Here is a 16,052-nt window from a genome sequence, read left to right as displayed (position 1 = left end):
CGCGGCCCGCGGCCCTTACCAGACGGGCTCGCGGCGGGGCGGCTCGTTGTACATCGGGACGTTGGGGTTGCGCGGCAGGTAGTCCCGTATCAGCACCGGCGGCGGAGCGGCCGGCACCGGCCGGACCCGCACGACGCGGCGCGTCGGGTGATGCGCCCCGCGGCGCTCCGCGAAGGCCGGCCCATGGACGAGCACGAGACCGGCTAGCAGCGCGGCGCGCGACGTCAGGGGCCACAGCCTCAAGGGACGGTCAGTCATGGTCAGGATCCGGCCGTTGCGGGAGGCGTGATCAGAACTTCACGGCCGCGCCGCCCCGGACGGTGTTCAACTCTGCCTTGTGGCCGTTGAAGTCCTGGAACTGCACGTACTGGTACTCGCCGCGCACCAGGATGTTGGGCGTGATGGCGTATTCCAGGCCGAAGCCGAGGGCGACGCCGCCGATGGTCTTGGTCCGCGCATTCGCCGTCAGCGTCGTCGGCGCGTACGGGATGGTCTGGACACCCTGCCCGGCCGGCGTCGAGCGGTTGAGGGGGAAATTCGGATTGAAGCTCGCGTAGCCGTGATTGTAGACCGCCGCGGGAAGCCCGGTCGTCAGGGCCTGATTCGCCGCATAGGTCGTGGCGCTGTAACCGTAATTCTGAACCGCCACCGTGTCGTTGATCGTCACCTGCCCGATCGCGGCGCCGGCTGTGACGTAGGGAAGCAGGTTGCCGAACGCGTAGCCGGCCCGGGCTCTGATGCTGCCGTAATCGTCGATGCGTGTGTTCGACGTTCCGGACAGATTCACGGTTTCAGAGTTGCCTCCGGATGTGGTCATGATGCGGCTGATGCTGTTGGTCGACCAGCTGTTCTGATTCGTGTGCGTGTAGTCGGCCTCGATACCGAGGACGATGTCGTCGAACTGCACGTTGAACCCGGCGAAGGCGCCGAAGCTGGCACCGTGCGTCCGGGTGCCTGGCAGCGACAGGAATTTCGAGACGCTGAATTCGTTTTCGATATCGCGATAACTGAAGTAATTCGCCAGCGTGGACTGCATCGCGTCACGCTGTGCTAATCCACCCGAGGTATACCCCCCGTGGCCGCCCAGATACACGCCGCTCCAGTCGACCACCGGAGCCGGGACCGGATCGTAATCGGCGCCGCGCAGGTAATCGTAGTCCAGATCGGCGGCGCGGGCGGTGTTCACGCCGCAGAGACCGAGAACCGCCAGCAGCGGAAAGGTGACGGTACGCATCGGGATCGTCCTGGGACAGCAAGAGACGGCAGCGGATCGAGCCTCACCCCGGTGATACGTCGGTAACCTTAATTCTCCGTTGCTGAACACGATGACGGATTTCCAATCCGGAGATTGCAATCCCGGCGTGACGCGCCGGGTGTTGGCGGCGTTCAGGCCCGGATCGACCGGAACGGGGCGTGGAAACGCGAAACGGCGCGGAGAGCCTCCGCGCCGTCATCGCCTGTCGGTGGGATCGGGACCGAGACCCGATCAGTACTTGCGCACCAGCGGGCCGGGGATCGGCTCCGGCATCAGCGGCGGCAGCGGGGCCGCCACGAGGCCGCCGAGGTAGTAGCGCAGGCCGATCTTCACATCGTGCGCCTCGATGTCCTTCACCTTGATCGCCTGCAGGCTGCCGGTGCAGCACGGCACGAAGCCCGGTCCCGTCTCGGCCTTGCCGAGGTTCAGGTAGCGGTAGGCCAGTTCGATCTTCAGCGCGTCGGTCACGTTGTAGGCGAGACCGGCATGGAGCGCCCAGGCGAAGCTGCCGGTCGTCTTGTCCTTGTAGAACTTGCTGCCGCTGTTGGTGTTGTACACCGCGTTGCCGTTCGGGTCGTAGACCGGGGCGTACGGGATGCAGCCGCAGCCGGCATTGGTGTAATCGTAGGCGTAGGTCGGGCTCGTGAACTGCTGGTTCGTCGAGTAGCTCGAGACGTGGTTGAAGGCGTAGCCGACGCCGCCGCCGATGAACGGCGTGATGCCGTACCACGTGCCGAGGTCGAAATAGGCGTTGGCGAGCACCACCGCGGAATCGAAGTTTCCGCTCGACTTGTTCACGCCGTACGACCCGAGCCCGTTGTCGAAATCAGGGCCCTTGTAATACTCGCTGCCCCGCAGGCCGGTCGAGTAGCGGTACTCGCCGGTGATGTCGCCGCGCAGGAACGGGGTGAACTGGTAGCCGACGCCGACGCCGGCAAAGCCGCCGCCGCCGATCGTGTTGCCGAAGGCGCGGTTGGCGTCCGGATAGCCGGTGTAGTCGTAGGCGTCGCTGTAGCGCGGACGGGTGTAGATGCTCGCGCCCACGTCGCCGCGCAGGTACCAGCCGCCGCCGACCTCGATCGGCGGGGGCGGGGGCGGAGGCGGCGGCGGAAGCAGCAGATCCGCGGCCGCGGCGAGGCAGGGCGCGCCGACGCTCGCCGCGAGCGTCAGGCTACGCACCAAAGCGTTCAGCTTGGAGCGGGCCATGGAGATTCCTTCACTGGACTCGTGAGCCGGACGCGCGGCGCGCGGTCCCGGGGTACGCAGCGAAGGATGGAAGCAACGTCTTAAATCCGGCTTAACGTTAAATGTTAGGCTTGCGCATCCGTTGCCGGCCTGTCGAAACCGTCATCCGGACGCGACTTGCTTGCCTCTGCCGCCGGGGATCCCCAGGTTGGTCCGGTTCATCTGTCTTGGATGGGACCCATGCGCCCCCCGACCATCGCCGCCCGGCTGCCCGGGCTCCGCACCGGCTGACATCCCCATGGGTCCCGAGGACGTACGCATCCTGGCCCCGATGCTGCCCGAGACGGTGACGGGCGCGCACAGCGGCAACCCGGATTTCCGGGTCGGCGGCCGGGTCTTCGCGACCCTCTGGGTCGAGGAGGCCCGGGTGGTGCTGCGCCTCGCGCCCGCGGATCAGGCCGCCCTGTGCGCGGCCGAGCCCGATCTGTTCACGCCCCTGGACGGCGCCTGGGGACGCCGCGGCTGGACCAATCTCGACCTCGATCTCTGCGACGAGGAGACCCTGCGGACGGCGCTGCTGGGGGCGTGGCGCGTGACCGCGCCGCCCGAGTTGCGCGCCGCCTACGCCGCGGCCTGACCGGTCAGGCCGCGGCGCGGGTCACGGCGTCGACCACCTCGTCGACCACCGCGTTGACGAGGCCGCGGTCGTCGCCCTCGGCCATGACGCGGATCACCGGCTCGGTGCCCGAGGGGCGGATCACCAGGCGGCCGGCATTGCCGAGCCGCTCGCGGGCGTGCTCGATGGCGCTGACCACGCTGTCCTGGCGGAGCGGCTCGCCGCTCCGGTAGCGGACGTTCTTGAGGATCTGCGGCAGCGGGTCGAAGCAGTGGCAGACCTCGCTCACGGGCCGGTTCTGCCGCTGCACCACGCTCAGCAGTTGCAGGGCCGCCACGAGGCCGTCACCCGTGGTCGTGTAGTCCGACATGATGATGTGCCCGGACTGCTCGCCCCCGAGATTGTAGCCGTGGGCGCGCATGTGCTCGAGGACGTAGCGGTCCCCCACCGCCGTGCGGGCCAGGGTGAGACCGAGGCCGCCGAGATAGCGCTCCAGGCCGAGATTCGACATGATCGTTGCGACCACACCCGGCTGCGTGAGGCGCTCGTCCTCCTGCCAGGAGCGCGCCACGACCGCCATGAGCTGGTCGCCGTCGACCACATGCCCCTTCTCGTCGACGATCAGCACCCGGTCGGCATCGCCGTCCAGCGCGATGCCGATATCGGCCCGGCGCTCGCGCACCTTGTCGATCAGCGCCGCGGGCGCGGTCGAGCCGACATCCCGGTTGATGTTGAAGCCGTCCGGCTCGGTGCCGATGGCGATGACCTCGGCGCCGAGCTCCCACAGGGTCTCGGGGGCGACCCGGTAGGCCGCGCCGTTGGCGCAGTCGACCACCACCCGCAGGCCGTCCAGGGTCACCTGCCGCGGCAGGGTCCGCTTGGCGAACTCGATGTAGCGGGCATGCACGCTCTCGATGCGCTTGGCCCGGCCAAGATCGTTGGAGCCGGACAGGCGCTTGTGCATGTCGGCGTCGATCAGCCCCTCGATCTCGTGCTCGATCGCGTCGTTGAGCTTGAACCCGTCGGGCCCGAACAGCTTGATGCCGTTGTCCTCGAACGGGTTGTGCGAGGCCGAGATCATCACGCCGAGATCGGCCCGCATGGAGCGGGTCAGCATCGCCACGGCCGGCGTCGGCACCGGTCCGAGCAGCAGCACGTCCATGCCCACCGAGGTGAAGCCGGCCACCAGCGCGGTCTCGATCATGTAGCCGGAGAGGCGGGTGTCCTTGCCGATCACCACCCGGTGCCGGTGGTCGCCGCGCTGGAACACGAGGCCCGCGGCCTGCCCGACCTTGAGGGCGAGCTCCGGCGTGATCACGCCGTTGGCCCGGCCCCGGATGCCGTCGGTTCCGAAATACTTGCGCACCATGACGTCTCCGAGACCCGAGGGCGGGCCGGGCAGAGCCTAGCAGATTTCGGTGAAATCCGGAGCCGGACGCTCCCCGACGGTGAATCGGTTGCTTCCCGACAAAGGCGTTCTAAATGGGGCGGCGCGGCGTTTACAGGAGCCGGGGCAGCGCCGACGCCAAGAGGGTGAGGCCCGAGAGCGTGAGCAGGCTCAGCACGAGCCTGCGGAACGCCACTTCGCTGATGCCGCCATAGGCCCGGGTCCCGAGGAGCGTGGGGATCAGCATGGCCAGCAGGACCACGGCCAGCATCGGCAGGACCGGCGGGGTGATGATCCCCGAGGCGAGATAGGTGATCATCGTCACCGCGAGCATCGCGAGGTTGAAGTTCTGGACGATCGTGCGCTGCACGTCGCGCTCGTAGCGGCGCAGGGTGCACCAGAGGGTCGGCAGCACGCCCGTGAAGCCGCCGAGGGCGCCCATGACACCGCCGGCAAGGCCGACCGCGGCGTCGGCGATCCGACCGCCCGCCGTGACCCGCGGGAGGTCCCGGGCGAACAGCATCACCGGGCACCAGACCATCAGCAGGAGGCCGAGCAGGGCCTTGAACCGGTCGGCGTCGAGGCTGGGCAGCAGCAGGACGCCGAGTGGGATACCGGCGAGGCCGCCGAGCACGAAGGGCGCGAGGCTCTTGAGATCGACGCCACGCCGCACCGAGACGGCGGCGACGATCTGGCCGGCGAGCCCCCCGGCCACCGAGAGGATGGCGGCAAGCTTCGGATCGATCACCCAGGCCCAGAACGACAGGGCCACGAGGCCGAAGGCGAAGCCCGACAGACCCTGCACGAAGCCGGCGACGCCGGCGCCCAGGGCGACGACGAGATAGGTCGAGACCGGCATGGAAGCGTTTCTGCGACGGGGTGAGCGTTTGGCCAGTCCGGCCCAACCCCCGGGTGGGCGGCACCGAAGCTTCGGCCGTGTTGGCGCGGCCGAGTCATAAACGAGCCGTCCGGATTGTCACAGGCGGCTGCCGACGCGGTCCGTGCGCGCGTCGCATCCGGCGCCGGCACGAAAAAGGGCGCCGCGGGGCGCCCTTTCCGGTGGTCGTGCTGTTGTCCGTGCCTCAGGCCTGCGGCTGCGGCTCCAGGCCGCCGTCGCTCTCCTTCGGCCGGCCGCGGCCCGCCGAGGGGACCGAGGAGCCCCGGGCCGGGGTCGGCGGCACGTCGCCGCCGTCGCGGATCGGGGGCTGGCCCTTGAGCAGGTTGCGGATCTCCTCGCCCGAGAGGGTCTCGTATTCGAGGAGACCCTGCGCCAGGGCTTCCAGGTCGTCCTTGTGCTCGGCCAGGATGCGGCGCGCCTCCTCCAGACCGGTCTCCACGAGGCGGCGGACCTCGGCGTCGATCTTCTGGGCGGTCGATTCGGAGACCGATTGCTGCCGGCCCATCGACATGCCGAGGAAGACCTCGTCGTTGTTGTCGCCGTACGCGACGGTGCCGAGCTCGGGGCTGAAGCCCCAGCGTGTCACCATCATCTTGGCGAGACGCGTCGCCTGCTCGATGTCCGACTGCGCGCCCGAGGTCACCTTCTCGCGCCCGAAGATCATCTCCTCGGCGATGCGGCCGCCCATCATGATCGCCAGCCGCGAGGTCATCTGCTCGAAGCTCATGGAGAGCTTGTCGCGCTCGGGCAGCTGCATGACCATGCCGAGCGCCCGGCCGCGGGGGATGATCGTCGCCTTGTGCACCGGGTCGGTGGCCGGGACGTTCAGCGCCACGATGGCGTGACCGCCCTCGTGGTAGGCGGTGAGCCGCTTCTCGTCCTCGGTCATCACCAGGGTGCGCCGCTCGGCGCCCATCATCACCTTGTCCTTGGCGTCCTCGAACTCGTGCATCGTCACGATGCGCTTGCCGCGGCGGGCGGCCAGCAGCGCGGACTCGTTCACGAGGTTCATCAGGTCGGCGCCCGAGAAGCCCGGGGTGCCGCGCGCGATGGTCTTCAGGTCGACGTCGGGGGCCAGCGGCACCTTGCGGACGTGGACCCGCAGGATGCGCTCGCGGCCGGTGACGTCCGGGTTCGGCACCATGATCTGGCGGTCGAAGCGGCCGGGACGCAGCAGGGCCGGGTCGAGGACGTCGGGGCGGTTGGTCGCCGCGATGATGATCACGCCCTCGTTGGCCTCGAAGCCGTCCATCTCCACGAGGAGCTGGTTGAGGGTCTGCTCGCGCTCGTCGTTGCCGCCGCCGAGGCCGGCGCCGCGGTGGCGGCCGACCGCGTCGATCTCGTCGATGAAGATGATGCAGGGCGCGTTCTTCTTGGCCTGCTCGAACATGTCGCGCACGCGGCTGGCGCCGACGCCCACGAACATCTCGACGAAGTCCGAGCCCGAGATCGTGAAGAACGGCACGTTGGCCTCGCCCGCGACCGCCCGGGCGATCAGGGTCTTACCGGTGCCGGGCGGGCCGACGAGCAGCACGCCGCGCGGGATCCGGCCGCCGAGCCGCTGGAACTTCTGCGGGTCGCGCAGGAACTCGACGATCTCCTGGAGGTCTTCCTTGGCTTCCTCGACGCCGGCGACGTCGTCGAAGCTGACGCGCCCGTGGGCCTCGTTCAGGAGCTTGGCCTTCGACTTGCCGAAGCCCATGGCGCGACCGGCGCCGGACTGCATCTGGCGCGACAGGAAGATCCAGGCGCCGATGAAGACCAGGATCGGCAGCCAGCTCACGAGAAGCTGGATGAACCAGGGGGTGTTGTCGGACGGCGGACGGGCGGTGATCTGCACGCCCTTGCCCTGGAGCTTGGAAACCAGGCTCGGGTCGTTGGGCGCGTAGCTCGTGAAGTTGCCGCCGCCGACATAGGTGCCGGACACGTCCTGCCCGGAGATCACCACCGACTGGATCTTGCCGGCATCGGCGTCGTTCAGGAGCTGGCTGTAGGCGATCTCGCTGCCGCCGCCCCGGTGCCCCGGGTTCTGGAACAGGGTGACCAGGGCCAGCACCAGCAGGAAGATGACGACCCACAAGGCAAAGTTGCGAAAATTCGGGTTCATCGATCAATCCTTGGCGCGTGCGACCCCCAGGACGGACATGCCACGCGGCTGTTCCGGTCCATCCGTGCACACGTCACCAATGTAGGCGGGGGGCTCTCCCTTGCCAAGTAATTCGGGAGCCCCTGCGGCGAGGGCAGCACCTGCCCCCCTGCTTCGGCGCGGCGGAGCGGGGGCGAGGCTCACGGCTCCCCCCGAATCGGCGGAGACGAGAAACCCCGCCAGGGTGCGCCGGATCGGTTCACGGCGGCGCAGGGCCGGCAGGAGCGATTCGAGGACCAGGGCCTCGAGGCGTTCGAGGCGGCGCGGTGCCGCGCCGGCCCGGGTCAGGGCGAGATCGAGGCAGCGCAGGACCACGGCATCCGGCAGAACCGCCAGGGCGGCTCCGTCGAGGCGCAGACCCGTCCCCGCCCCCGGTCCGGGCCGCCCCGTCCTGTCGAGGGCCTGCTCCGCCGCGCTCCGGAGCGCGGCCTCGTCGCGGGCGGCGCGCTCGGCGAGCCGGGCGAGACGCGCCGGGGTCAGGCCCTCGCGTTCCAGAACCGGCCAAGCCTCGCGCAGGCGGCCGCGGGCGAAGCGCGGATTCCCATTGGCGGGATCGCGGACATACGCGATGCCGCGCTCCTCGCACCACGCCACCAGGGTCGCCTTCGGCAGATGCAGGAACGGGCGCCCGAGGCTGAGGCCGGCGGCCAAGGTCCGCTCCGCGCGCATGCCGGCAAGCCCCGCGAGGCCGCTGCCGGCCGCGAGCCGCATCAGCACCGTCTCGGCCTGGTCATCCTGCGTATGTCCGGTGAGCACGAGACCGGCGCCGATCGCCGCGGCCTGAGCGGCGAGCAGGGCGTAGCGGGCGGTGCGGGCCGCATCCTGCAGGCCGGTGCCGGGCTTCGCACCCGCCCAGGTCAGGAGTGCATGGGGCAGGCCCAGATCCCGGGCGGCACGGCCGACGCCCTCGGCCTCGGCTTTCGAGCCCGGTCGCAGGCCGTGATCCACGGTGGCGACCTGCACGGCGACCGGGCCAGCGTCGCGCAGGGCAGCGGCGGCATACAGCAGGGCGCTCGAATCGGGGCCGCCCGAGACGGCGAGGAGGACACCCCGCCCGCCGCGCGCGGCCGGATCGAGCCAGGGGCGGAGGGCGCCGAGGACCGGGTCGCCCGGGTCGCTCAGGCGCCGCAGCGGGCGCGCTTCTGTTCGCGGGCGACGCCCTGACGGACGCCGCTGCCGGCATTGGGGAATTTCCGGTCGAGCTCGGCCAGGGTCGCGCAGGCCTGCTCGCGGGCGCCGAGCGCGTTGAGCGTGACGCCGAGCTTCAGCATGGCATCGGGCGCCTGGGAGGAGCGGGCGTAGTCGGTGGAGACCTTCAGGAACTGCTCGGCGGCCTCGCGGTTGCGGCCGCGGGCGAGGTAGCTCTCGCCGAGCCAGTAGGTCGCGCCGGCGACGCGGTTGTCGCGGGGATGCGACTGGATGAACTGGCGCAGGCCCATCTCGGCCTGCTCGTACTGCTTGGCCCGGTACAGCTCGACCGCGGCATCGTAATCGGCGGCCGGATCGCCCGTCCGGGTTGCCGCGACGCTCTCGGAGGGCCGCGCCGGGATCGCCCCGGTCCGGGCCGGCGGCCGCAGGTCCACGGGCTCGTCGTAGCCGGGGGCGCCGGCCTCCGCGTCCTCGTCCTCCCCGTTGATCGCACCCTGCGGCAGGCGCTGCGGCCGGGGCGCAGCCTCGGCCGCCTCGACGGCCTCCCGGGGCGGCAGCGGCGCCGAGGGCTGGGTGCTGCCGAGCTGCATCGGGGTGCCCGGGGCGCCGGGGGCCTGGGCCGGGTCGAAGGCGTCGCCGCGCTTGCCGGGGCGTCCGGCGCCCGGATTCCCGCCGTTGACGGGGCCCGACGGCGCGGGAGCGGCCGAGGGCTTGCCGCCCTTGCCCTCGTTCAGGCGGAACTCGACGTCCTCCTGGAACTTGCGCAGCTGCTCCTTGAGCTGGCGGTTCTCGTACTGGAGGGTCTCGATCTGGCCGGCCATGAGCCGGGACTGGTTCTCGATGCGGCCGAGGCGCACCACCAGTTCGGAGGCGTCCTGCGCGACGGCCGGGTGGCCGAGGAGCACGGCTCCCAGGATCGTGGTGAGCGCGAGGCGAGTGCGAAGACGGGCGGACATGGTGGGGGTGCGATCCGGTGGCGGCGCGAGGCCCTAACAGATGCGCCGCACCGCGGCAAAACTGCGGCGCGGCGGCGGCCGGGGCCGCCTCCGGGTAACGCGTCCCGACGGCTTACGCTCCGGCACCGCGGTCGAGGACGATCACCGCCCGGCGGTTCTGCGACCAGCAGGAGATGTCGTTGCACACCGCCACCGGCCGCTCCTTGCCGTACGACACCGTCCGCATGCGGTTGCCCGCGATGCCGCGGGTGGCGAGGTAGTCGTTCACCGCCTGGGCCCGGCGGGCGCCCAGGGAGAAGTTGTACTCGCGGGTGCCGCGCTCGTCGGCATGGCCCTCGATGATGAAGGTGTAGCGCGGGTAGCGCTGCAGCCACGCGGCCTGCTTGTCGAGGGTGGCGGTCGCGGTGGGCGTCAGGTCGGTGGAATCCGATTCGAAGAAGACCCGATCGCCGATATTGACGACGAAGTCCTGCGCGCTGCCCGGGGTCGCGGCGCCGGCCCCGAAGGCGGAGGCGTCGGCGAGGTCCTTGTCGTTGCTGCAGGCGCCGAGGCCGAGGGCGGCGACGAGGGCGAGGCCGAGGGCGGCGGCGCGGAAACGCTGGGGCATGGTCTGAAAAACTCCTCGAGCGGTGCCGAAGGCCGGCTGCGGGTCTTCGAGGCGGGTCCGCATAGTCCTGGCGCCGTTGGTAGGCGGGGATGGTTAAGCGACGGTTCCGTCGCGCGGCGCGGCGGCCGTGGTGACGGTCCGCACCGAGCGATGGCGTGCGCTGACGCACCCGGGACACGCCCGGAATGCGGCGGCGGCGGGGCGGACGGAGGCGAAGGGCCATTTCGGCCGTGTCGGTTGCGGCGCGGCAACAGGCGCGGGGCTTCCGCACCGTAACGGTTCCGGCCGGGACCTTAAGGAATCCTCAACCCTAACGCTTCCTAATCGACGGGCCGAAAACCGGACCTCCGTCATGCGCCCCGCCCAGTGCGTCCTCATCGTCGAGGACAGCTACCTGCTCCTCGAGATCATCGCGAGCCTGTGCGAGACGCACGGCATCCGGGTGATCGAGGCCTCGACGGGCGAGGCGGCGCTGACCGTCCTGCGCGACCGGGGCGATGCGATCGACTGGCTGTTCACCGACATCCACCTGCCGGGGCTGATCGACGGCTGGACCGTGGCCCATGCCTTCCGGGCGATCCATCCGGACCGTCCGGTGGTCTACTCCTCGACGGACACGAACCGCCGCAGCGGCGTGCCGGGCAGCCTGTTCCTGCGCAAGCCCTTCCAGGTGCAGGAGGTCAACCGGCTGGTCCGGATGATGGTCGAGGGCCTCGGCGCGACCGACTGCGACAGCCAGCTCTGCACGGCAGGCTGAGACGCCGCCTCCCGGATCACGGGCCGTCCGCATCCTTCGGTCGGACGCCCTTCACGGCCGGAGACGGCCTCAACCGCGCCGGAACAGCGCGACGATCTCCGGCGCGGCGAGCCAAGCGTCCACCCGGGGACAGGCGAGATCCCCAGGGGACGTCGCGTCGTAGATGGCAAAACTCGCCGCGATGAAGCCCGAGAGGTCGTAGAGCACCGGGAAGTCGTCGCCCCGGGGCTTGGCCTTGAACAGGTATGAGCCGGTCAGCCCGAAATGCTCGGCGATGGGCGGGTAGAGCGGCCAGACCACGTCCTGTGCCAGCTCGTCGCCGAGGTAATCCTCGATCTCCACGGGCTCGGGCGTGAGCCCGTTCTCCAGCAGCAGCCGCCGGGCGATGTCGCCGAGGACATGGACCTTGGGATGGTTCATCAGATGCATGAAGGCGCCGCGGCGCGCCCAGCGGGTCACCTCCCGCTCCAGCCCGAAGCCCAGGGCATCCGCCGCGCCGACGAGTTCGCGCACCGCCGGATCCCAATGGTCGAGATAGCCCAGGCGGGCGAACACCTCCTCGCGGAACAGGCCGGCGGTGCGCTGCGGCTCGAGGCCGAGCCGGTGGGCGGTGAGGACGATCGCCGAGTGGTACTGGCCCATCGGCGACGGCGCGAGCTTCAGGGCGGCGAGGTCCGAGGCCTGGCCGGCATAGACCATGTCCGGGTGGAAGGCCGAGAACACGATCGACGGGAAGAGCTTGAGCCGCGGGTCGGCCGCGCGCAGAGTGGCGACGTCGCCGCCCGGGATCAGCCCGGCCGGGAAGGCCTGCGAGAAGACGTGGTCGTGGGCGCGCAGGGTCCGGATCAAGCCGTCAACATGGCCGTGGTCGCGCTTCAGCGAGCCCATGGGCAGGTAGCGGACCGGGCTCTTCGGCGCGAGCAGGCGCATGGCCCGGGCGATGCCCCGCGCCTGGCAATTGCCCAGCACCGCGATGCTCGGCCCGTCACGGGTCGTGGCGGCGCGGGCGCGGTTCCGCCATGGTGTCGCCCAGGTGGGCGCCCAACTGGGTGTCGCGAGGGTGAACGCGCTGCGGGCGCGCCGGGGCAGGTCGTTCAGGGCCACGTCGCGTGCCGGTGTCAGCGGACGGGTCAGCGCCCCCGAGGGCCTGCCGCCGTCGTGAAGAAGAGGGTTCGAAGATGGCGTTGAATCCGTATACGGGTCTACCGGCCGAGCGATTCTGGCGCAAGGTCGTCACCAACGTGCCGCCCTTCGCGGTCAATCCGCACCCGAAGGACACGTTCGTCATCGGGCCGACCGACAAGGTCGCCACCGGCGGCTCCTGCTTCGCGCAGCGGGTGGCCGAGGCGGTGCGCGGCGCCGGCTTCAACTATTACCTGACCGAGCCGCCGCCCCCCGGCATGAGCGCCGAGGAGGCCAATGCCCGGCAGTTCGGCACGTTCTCGGCGCGCTACGGCAACCTCTACTACACACGCCAGTTCGTGCAGCTGTTCGACCGGGCCTACGGCAAGTTCGAGCCGGAGCTGAAGGCGTGGCTGCGGGACGACGGCCGCTACGTCGACCCGTTCCGCCCCACGGTCGAGCCGGCGGGCTTCGCCAGCGAGGCCGAGGTGGTCGCGGCGCGCGATGCGCATCTCGCCGAGGTGCGCCGCCTGTTCGAGACCCTGGACGTGTTCGTGCTGACACTCGGCCTCACGGAAGGCTGGCGCTGGCGAGCCGACGGGGCGGCGCTGCCGCTCGCCCCCGGGGTCGCGGGCGGGACCTTCGATCCGGACCTCTACGAATGCGTCAATGCCGGCGCGGGCGAGGTGCTCGGCGACCTCAACGGCTTCCTCGACCGGCTCTGGAGCGTGAACCCGAAGGCGCGGGTGATCTTCACGGTCTCGCCGGTGCCGATGATCGCCACCTACATGGACCGGCACGTGATGGAGTCGAACAGCTACTCCAAGTCGGTGCTGCGGGTGGCGGCCGGCGAGGTGGTCGGCCGCGGCGACCCGCGGGCGGTCTACTTCCCCGCCTACGACATCGTCACGAGCAACGTGAATGCCGGGCGCTACTACAACGAGGACCAGCGCACCATCAACGATGCGGGCGTCCGCCACGTGATGCGCCTGTTCCTGGCGACCTTCGCCCGCGACCGGGTCTCGCCGGCGCCGACCCACGCCCCCGTGGACCTCGCGGCGGAGTTCGAGGGCAATGCCGGCGTGATCTGCGACGAGGAGGAGATCGAGCGCAGCGTGGCCTAGGGTCGGCATCGGGTCGGCATCGGGTTTGCCTCCGGGCAGGCGTTTCGGGCAAGCTCGGCCGCCCGGGCGCCCCGCCCTTCGGAGACGAATCCCTTGAGCCTGCCCCCGCCCCGCCGCGCCGACCACGACATCGATCCGGTCTTCGTGAAGCGGCACTCGCCCCGCGCCTTCACGGGCGAGGCCGTGCCCGAAGCCGAGCTGATGCGGATGATCGAGGCGGCGCGCTGGTCGCCCTCCGCCTACAACTCGCAGCCCTGGCGCTTCCTCTACGCGCTCCGCGGCGACGCCCACTGGGAGACCTTCCTCGGCCTGCTCGTGCCCGGCAACCAGAAATGGGTATCCGGCACCGGCGCGATCCTGTTCCTGGTCTCGAACGGGCTCATGAAGGTCGGCGACGAGCTCAAGCCCTCCTACAGCCACTCCTTCGACGCCGGCACCGCCTCGCTGGCCTTCCAGCTCCAGGCGATCCACCAGGGCTGGCACGCCCACGGCATGGTCGGCTTCGACCATGTCCGTGCCCCCGAGATCCTGCGCCTGCCCGAGAACCACCGGATCGAGGCCGCCTTCGCGGTCGGCCGCAAGACGCCCGAGACCGAACTCACCGAGGAGCAGCGGCCCCGCGAGACGCCGAACGGCCGCCGGCCGATCACCGACTTCACCATCGCGGGTCCGTTCCCGCCCGCCGCGGACTGAGACGGCCGGAACCGGTGCCTTCGACCAGGGATTGTGTCCGCAGCGCAACGTCGTGGCCGGCCTGGGGCTCACCGCCGCAGGCCCGGCACGCCGGATGGCGGATCGCCGGGCCTGCACCGATCTGGTCCGCCCTGCGACGAATCGGGAGCTGGCTCATGAACCCGTCCGACAGCGCCCCGCGCGACGGTTTCTTCGACGACGGACCGCTGGACCACGCCTCGGGGCTGCAGAGCGTGGCCGAGCGCCACGGGGTCAGCCTGGATGCGGTGCGCCATCTCGTGCAGGCGCTGGAGCGCGGCCACGGCACGATGGCGCAGTTCGACCATCCGGATCTCGGCGGCATGGGCCAGTGGTTCGCCGGCGGCATGGTGATGGTCGGCCGGATGTTCGACGACGCGCTGAAGGCGCGGGTCGGTGCGCTCTGCACCGAGCTGGCCGGGGCGCTCCCGGCGGGCGGCTTCTCGGATGCGGCCCCTGCGGCCCTCCGGGGCGGCGGCGAGTGGTGGCCGGCCGGTCTCGGGAACCCGGCGAGCACCGGAGCGCAGAACGGGCTGCGCTACGCCTATTTCCCGGACAGCCGGCGGCTCGCGGTCGAATCGGGGGCGGGGGTGGCTCTCTACGACACCGGTGAGCACCGCATCACCGGCGTGTCGCAGGCGGATGGAAGCCTCGGCTTCACCGGGCCGGCCGGAGCCGTCGCCCTCGACCGCCTGCGCCGGATCGAGGCGGAGGTCGCCGCGCCGCGCCAAGCGGATCCACGCCCAGGAGACACTCACCCCGCGGACACTTACCCCGCGGGCACTCACCCGGCGGATCCGCATCCGGTGGATGCGGCCGGGATCCAGGGTCCCGCCGCAGCGCCTGCGCCGGATCGGTCATCATCGGACGACGTGCTCGCCACCATCGAGCGTCTGGCCGCGCTCCATGCGCGCGGCGTGCTCACCGATGCGGAATTCTCGACCAAGAAGGCGGAGCTGCTGGCGCGGCTGTGAGCGGCGCCGGTCGTCCGACCCTCCGTCCTCATCCCGAGGGGCCGCAGCGCGGCGGAGGCCTCAGGACGGGGGCGAGGATCGGACCCGCCGGTTCCGAACGGCCTCAGACGATGCCGACGCGCAGCAGATCGTGGACGTGCACGATGCCCACGGGCCGTCCATCCGTGACCGCGAAGACCGCCGTGATCAGCCGGCGGTTCATCAGTTCCAGCGCGGTCTGGGCGAGCTTGTGCGGCTCCACGGTGATCGGATCGCGGGTCATGATGTCCGTGACCGGCGTGTCGAGGATCGCGGGGCCCATGTGGCGGCGCAGGTCGCCGTCCGTGACGATGCCGACGAGGCGCCCGGCCGCGTCCGTGACGCCGACGCAGCCGTAGCGCCGCGCCGCGATCTCGATCAGCACCTCTGACATCAGCGCGGTCTCGTGGACCAGCGGCATGTCCTGGGGGCCGTGCATCACCTGCTGCACGGTCTTGAGGCGGGCGGCCAGGGTGCCGCCGGGATGCAGGGTGTGGAAGCGCGCCGAGGTGAAGCCGCGCCGCTCCAGGAGCGCCACCGCCAGGGCGTCGCCCAGGGCCAGCTGGATCAGGCTGGAGGAGGTCGGCGCGAGGTCGTGCGGGCAGGATTCCCGCACCCGGGGCAGTTCCAGCAGCACGTCGGCGGCCTTGCCCAGCGTGCTCTCGCCGTTGCGGGTGATGGCGACCAGGGGGATCGAGAACCGGCGGCTGAAGCCGACGAGGTCGGACAGCTCCGCGGTCTCCCCCGACCACGACAGGGCGATGATGACGTCGTCCCGGGCGATCATCCCGAGGTCGCCGTGGCTCGCCTCGGTGGGGTGGACGAAGAAGGCGTGCGTGCCGGTGGAGGCCAGCGTCGCGGCGATCTTACGGCCGACATGGCCGCTCTTGCCGATGCCGCTGACGATGACCCGGCCCTTGCTCTGCAGGATCGTCTGCACCGCCTCCTCGAAGGCCGCGCCGAGCCGGCCCTGGAAGGCCGCGCTCGCCTCCTGCAGGGCCGCGATGCCGAGCTGGAGGCTGCGGATCCCGAGGTCACGGGTGGTGGCGAGATGCGCCGACGGCGCGTCGTAACGATCGTCGCGCAGGGCGCTGGAGGCGGGAGCGTTCATCGTTTCCGTTCTGGACCCGTCGACCGGATCCGGCAC

Annotated in this window: 16 protein-coding genes; 5 read left to right on the top strand and 11 right to left on the bottom strand. The window is 70.8% G+C overall.

Annotated elements, in window-relative coordinates:
• Positions 1–15 precede the first annotated feature (15 nt).
• The 3 genes from MCBMB27_RS18740 to MCBMB27_RS18730 all read right to left on the bottom strand — a co-directional run bounded on the left by MCBMB27_RS18740 (position 16) and on the right by MCBMB27_RS18730 (position 2,461).
• Entirely contained in the window at positions 16–258 is a 243-nt protein-coding gene (locus tag MCBMB27_RS18740) for a hypothetical protein (protein ID WP_075381033.1), read from the bottom strand.
• A 31-nt stretch (positions 259–289) separates the two neighbouring features.
• Positions 290–1,234 carry an outer membrane protein gene (locus tag MCBMB27_RS18735; protein WP_053611315.1) on the bottom strand — a complete coding sequence of 315 codons (945 nt, stop codon included), beginning with the start codon at positions 1,232–1,234 and terminating at the stop codon, positions 290–292.
• A 252-nt stretch (positions 1,235–1,486) separates the two neighbouring features.
• A complete protein-coding gene (locus MCBMB27_RS18730; protein ID WP_043346381.1) occupies positions 1,487–2,461 on the bottom strand; it encodes an outer membrane protein in 975 nt (324 codons plus the stop codon).
• Between the two features lie 277 nt (positions 2,462–2,738).
• Between MCBMB27_RS18730 and MCBMB27_RS18725 the strand changes: the two genes are divergently transcribed.
• Positions 2,739–3,077, top strand: a complete 339-nt coding sequence (locus MCBMB27_RS18725) for an MmcQ/YjbR family DNA-binding protein (RefSeq protein ID WP_043346378.1) — start codon at positions 2,739–2,741, stop codon at positions 3,075–3,077.
• A 4-nt stretch (positions 3,078–3,081) separates the two neighbouring features.
• Here MCBMB27_RS18725 and glmM read toward each other — a convergent pair whose 3' ends face one another.
• The 6 genes from glmM to pal form a co-directional block, all read right to left on the bottom strand.
• Complete coding sequence (glmM, locus tag MCBMB27_RS18720) at positions 3,082–4,422, bottom strand: phosphoglucosamine mutase (protein WP_043384857.1); 1,341 nt, start codon at positions 4,420–4,422, stop codon at positions 3,082–3,084.
• Between the two features lie 133 nt (positions 4,423–4,555).
• Complete coding sequence (locus tag MCBMB27_RS18715) at positions 4,556–5,302, bottom strand: sulfite exporter TauE/SafE family protein (protein ID WP_043346365.1); 747 nt, start codon at positions 5,300–5,302, stop codon at positions 4,556–4,558.
• 223 nt (positions 5,303–5,525) lie between these two features.
• A complete protein-coding gene (gene ftsH, locus MCBMB27_RS18710) occupies positions 5,526–7,448 on the bottom strand; it encodes an ATP-dependent zinc metalloprotease FtsH (RefSeq protein ID WP_012321255.1) in 1,923 nt (640 codons plus the stop codon).
• Between the two features lie 3 nt (positions 7,449–7,451).
• Entirely contained in the window at positions 7,452–8,618 is a 1,167-nt protein-coding gene (tilS, locus tag MCBMB27_RS18705) for a tRNA lysidine(34) synthetase TilS (RefSeq protein WP_403091484.1), read from the bottom strand.
• Complete coding sequence (ybgF, locus tag MCBMB27_RS18700; RefSeq protein ID WP_043346361.1) at positions 8,606–9,592, bottom strand: tol-pal system protein YbgF; 987 nt, start codon at positions 9,590–9,592, stop codon at positions 8,606–8,608. Before ybgF ends, tilS begins: the two co-directional genes overlap by 13 nt.
• 112 nt (positions 9,593–9,704) lie before the next feature.
• Positions 9,705–10,199, bottom strand: coding sequence for a peptidoglycan-associated lipoprotein Pal (gene pal / locus MCBMB27_RS18695; RefSeq protein WP_043346359.1), 495 nt, complete (start codon positions 10,197–10,199; stop codon positions 9,705–9,707).
• A 352-nt stretch (positions 10,200–10,551) separates the two neighbouring features.
• Between pal and MCBMB27_RS18690 the strand changes: the two genes are divergently transcribed.
• Positions 10,552–10,956, top strand: coding sequence for a response regulator (locus MCBMB27_RS18690; protein ID WP_043346357.1), 405 nt, complete (start codon positions 10,552–10,554; stop codon positions 10,954–10,956).
• Between the two features lie 69 nt (positions 10,957–11,025).
• Here MCBMB27_RS18690 and MCBMB27_RS18685 read toward each other — a convergent pair whose 3' ends face one another.
• Positions 11,026–12,060, bottom strand: a complete 1,035-nt coding sequence (locus MCBMB27_RS18685) for a WcbI family polysaccharide biosynthesis putative acetyltransferase (protein ID WP_043384815.1) — start codon at positions 12,058–12,060, stop codon at positions 11,026–11,028.
• A gap of 74 nt (positions 12,061–12,134) precedes the next feature.
• Between MCBMB27_RS18685 and MCBMB27_RS18680 the strand changes: the two genes are divergently transcribed.
• The 3 genes from MCBMB27_RS18680 (at position 12,135) to MCBMB27_RS18670 (ending at position 14,887) form a co-directional block, all read left to right on the top strand.
• Positions 12,135–13,202 carry a GSCFA domain-containing protein gene (locus MCBMB27_RS18680; protein ID WP_043346353.1) on the top strand — a complete coding sequence of 356 codons (1,068 nt, stop codon included), beginning with the start codon at positions 12,135–12,137 and terminating at the stop codon, positions 13,200–13,202.
• A 93-nt stretch (positions 13,203–13,295) separates the two neighbouring features.
• Positions 13,296–13,895 (top strand): nitroreductase family protein, encoded by a 600-nt coding sequence (locus MCBMB27_RS18675; RefSeq protein WP_075381031.1) that lies wholly within the window; start codon positions 13,296–13,298, stop codon positions 13,893–13,895.
• A 155-nt stretch (positions 13,896–14,050) separates the two neighbouring features.
• The gene (locus MCBMB27_RS18670) at positions 14,051–14,887 is read left to right on the top strand and encodes an SHOCT domain-containing protein (protein ID WP_078947378.1); all 837 of its coding nucleotides are present in this window, start codon (positions 14,051–14,053) and stop codon (positions 14,885–14,887) included.
• A 103-nt stretch (positions 14,888–14,990) separates the two neighbouring features.
• Here MCBMB27_RS18670 and MCBMB27_RS18665 read toward each other — a convergent pair whose 3' ends face one another.
• A complete protein-coding gene (locus MCBMB27_RS18665) occupies positions 14,991–16,016 on the bottom strand; it encodes a KpsF/GutQ family sugar-phosphate isomerase (protein ID WP_043346349.1) in 1,026 nt (341 codons plus the stop codon).
• Between the last annotated feature and the right edge of the window lie 36 nt (positions 16,017–16,052).

The sequence above is a fragment of the Methylobacterium phyllosphaerae genome (assembly GCF_001936175.1).
GTDB classification, from domain to species: domain Bacteria; phylum Pseudomonadota; class Alphaproteobacteria; order Rhizobiales; family Beijerinckiaceae; genus Methylobacterium; species Methylobacterium fujisawaense.
Note: the sequence above shows the minus strand (reverse complement) of the source record. Positions and strands in the feature narration are given on the sequence as shown.

What these genes read in the sequence shown, in the direction of transcription:
- MCBMB27_RS18680 (WP_043346353.1), top strand. Translation starts at nt 12,135, where the DNA reads ATGGCGTTGAATCCGTATACGGGTCTACCGGCCGAGCGATTCTGGCGC.
- ybgF (WP_043346361.1), bottom strand. Translation starts at nt 9,592, where the DNA reads ATGTCCGCCCGTCTTCGCACTCGCCTCGCGCTCACCACGATCCTGGGA.
- pal (WP_043346359.1), bottom strand. Translation starts at nt 10,199, where the DNA reads ATGCCCCAGCGTTTCCGCGCCGCCGCCCTCGGCCTCGCCCTCGTCGCC.
- MCBMB27_RS18690 (WP_043346357.1), top strand. Translation starts at nt 10,552, where the DNA reads ATGCGCCCCGCCCAGTGCGTCCTCATCGTCGAGGACAGCTACCTGCTC.
- MCBMB27_RS18715 (WP_043346365.1), bottom strand. Translation starts at nt 5,302, where the DNA reads ATGCCGGTCTCGACCTATCTCGTCGTCGCCCTGGGCGCCGGCGTCGCC.
- MCBMB27_RS18740 (WP_075381033.1), bottom strand. Translation starts at nt 258, where the DNA reads ATGACTGACCGTCCCTTGAGGCTGTGGCCCCTGACGTCGCGCGCCGCG.
- MCBMB27_RS18730 (WP_043346381.1), bottom strand. Translation starts at nt 2,461, where the DNA reads ATGGCCCGCTCCAAGCTGAACGCTTTGGTGCGTAGCCTGACGCTCGCG.
- MCBMB27_RS18735 (WP_053611315.1), bottom strand. Translation starts at nt 1,234, where the DNA reads ATGCGTACCGTCACCTTTCCGCTGCTGGCGGTTCTCGGTCTCTGCGGC.
- MCBMB27_RS18665 (WP_043346349.1), bottom strand. Translation starts at nt 16,016, where the DNA reads ATGAACGCTCCCGCCTCCAGCGCCCTGCGCGACGATCGTTACGACGCG.
- MCBMB27_RS18725 (WP_043346378.1), top strand. Translation starts at nt 2,739, where the DNA reads ATGGGTCCCGAGGACGTACGCATCCTGGCCCCGATGCTGCCCGAGACG.
- MCBMB27_RS18670 (WP_078947378.1), top strand. Translation starts at nt 14,051, where the DNA reads ATGAACCCGTCCGACAGCGCCCCGCGCGACGGTTTCTTCGACGACGGA.
- ftsH (WP_012321255.1), bottom strand. Translation starts at nt 7,448, where the DNA reads ATGAACCCGAATTTTCGCAACTTTGCCTTGTGGGTCGTCATCTTCCTG.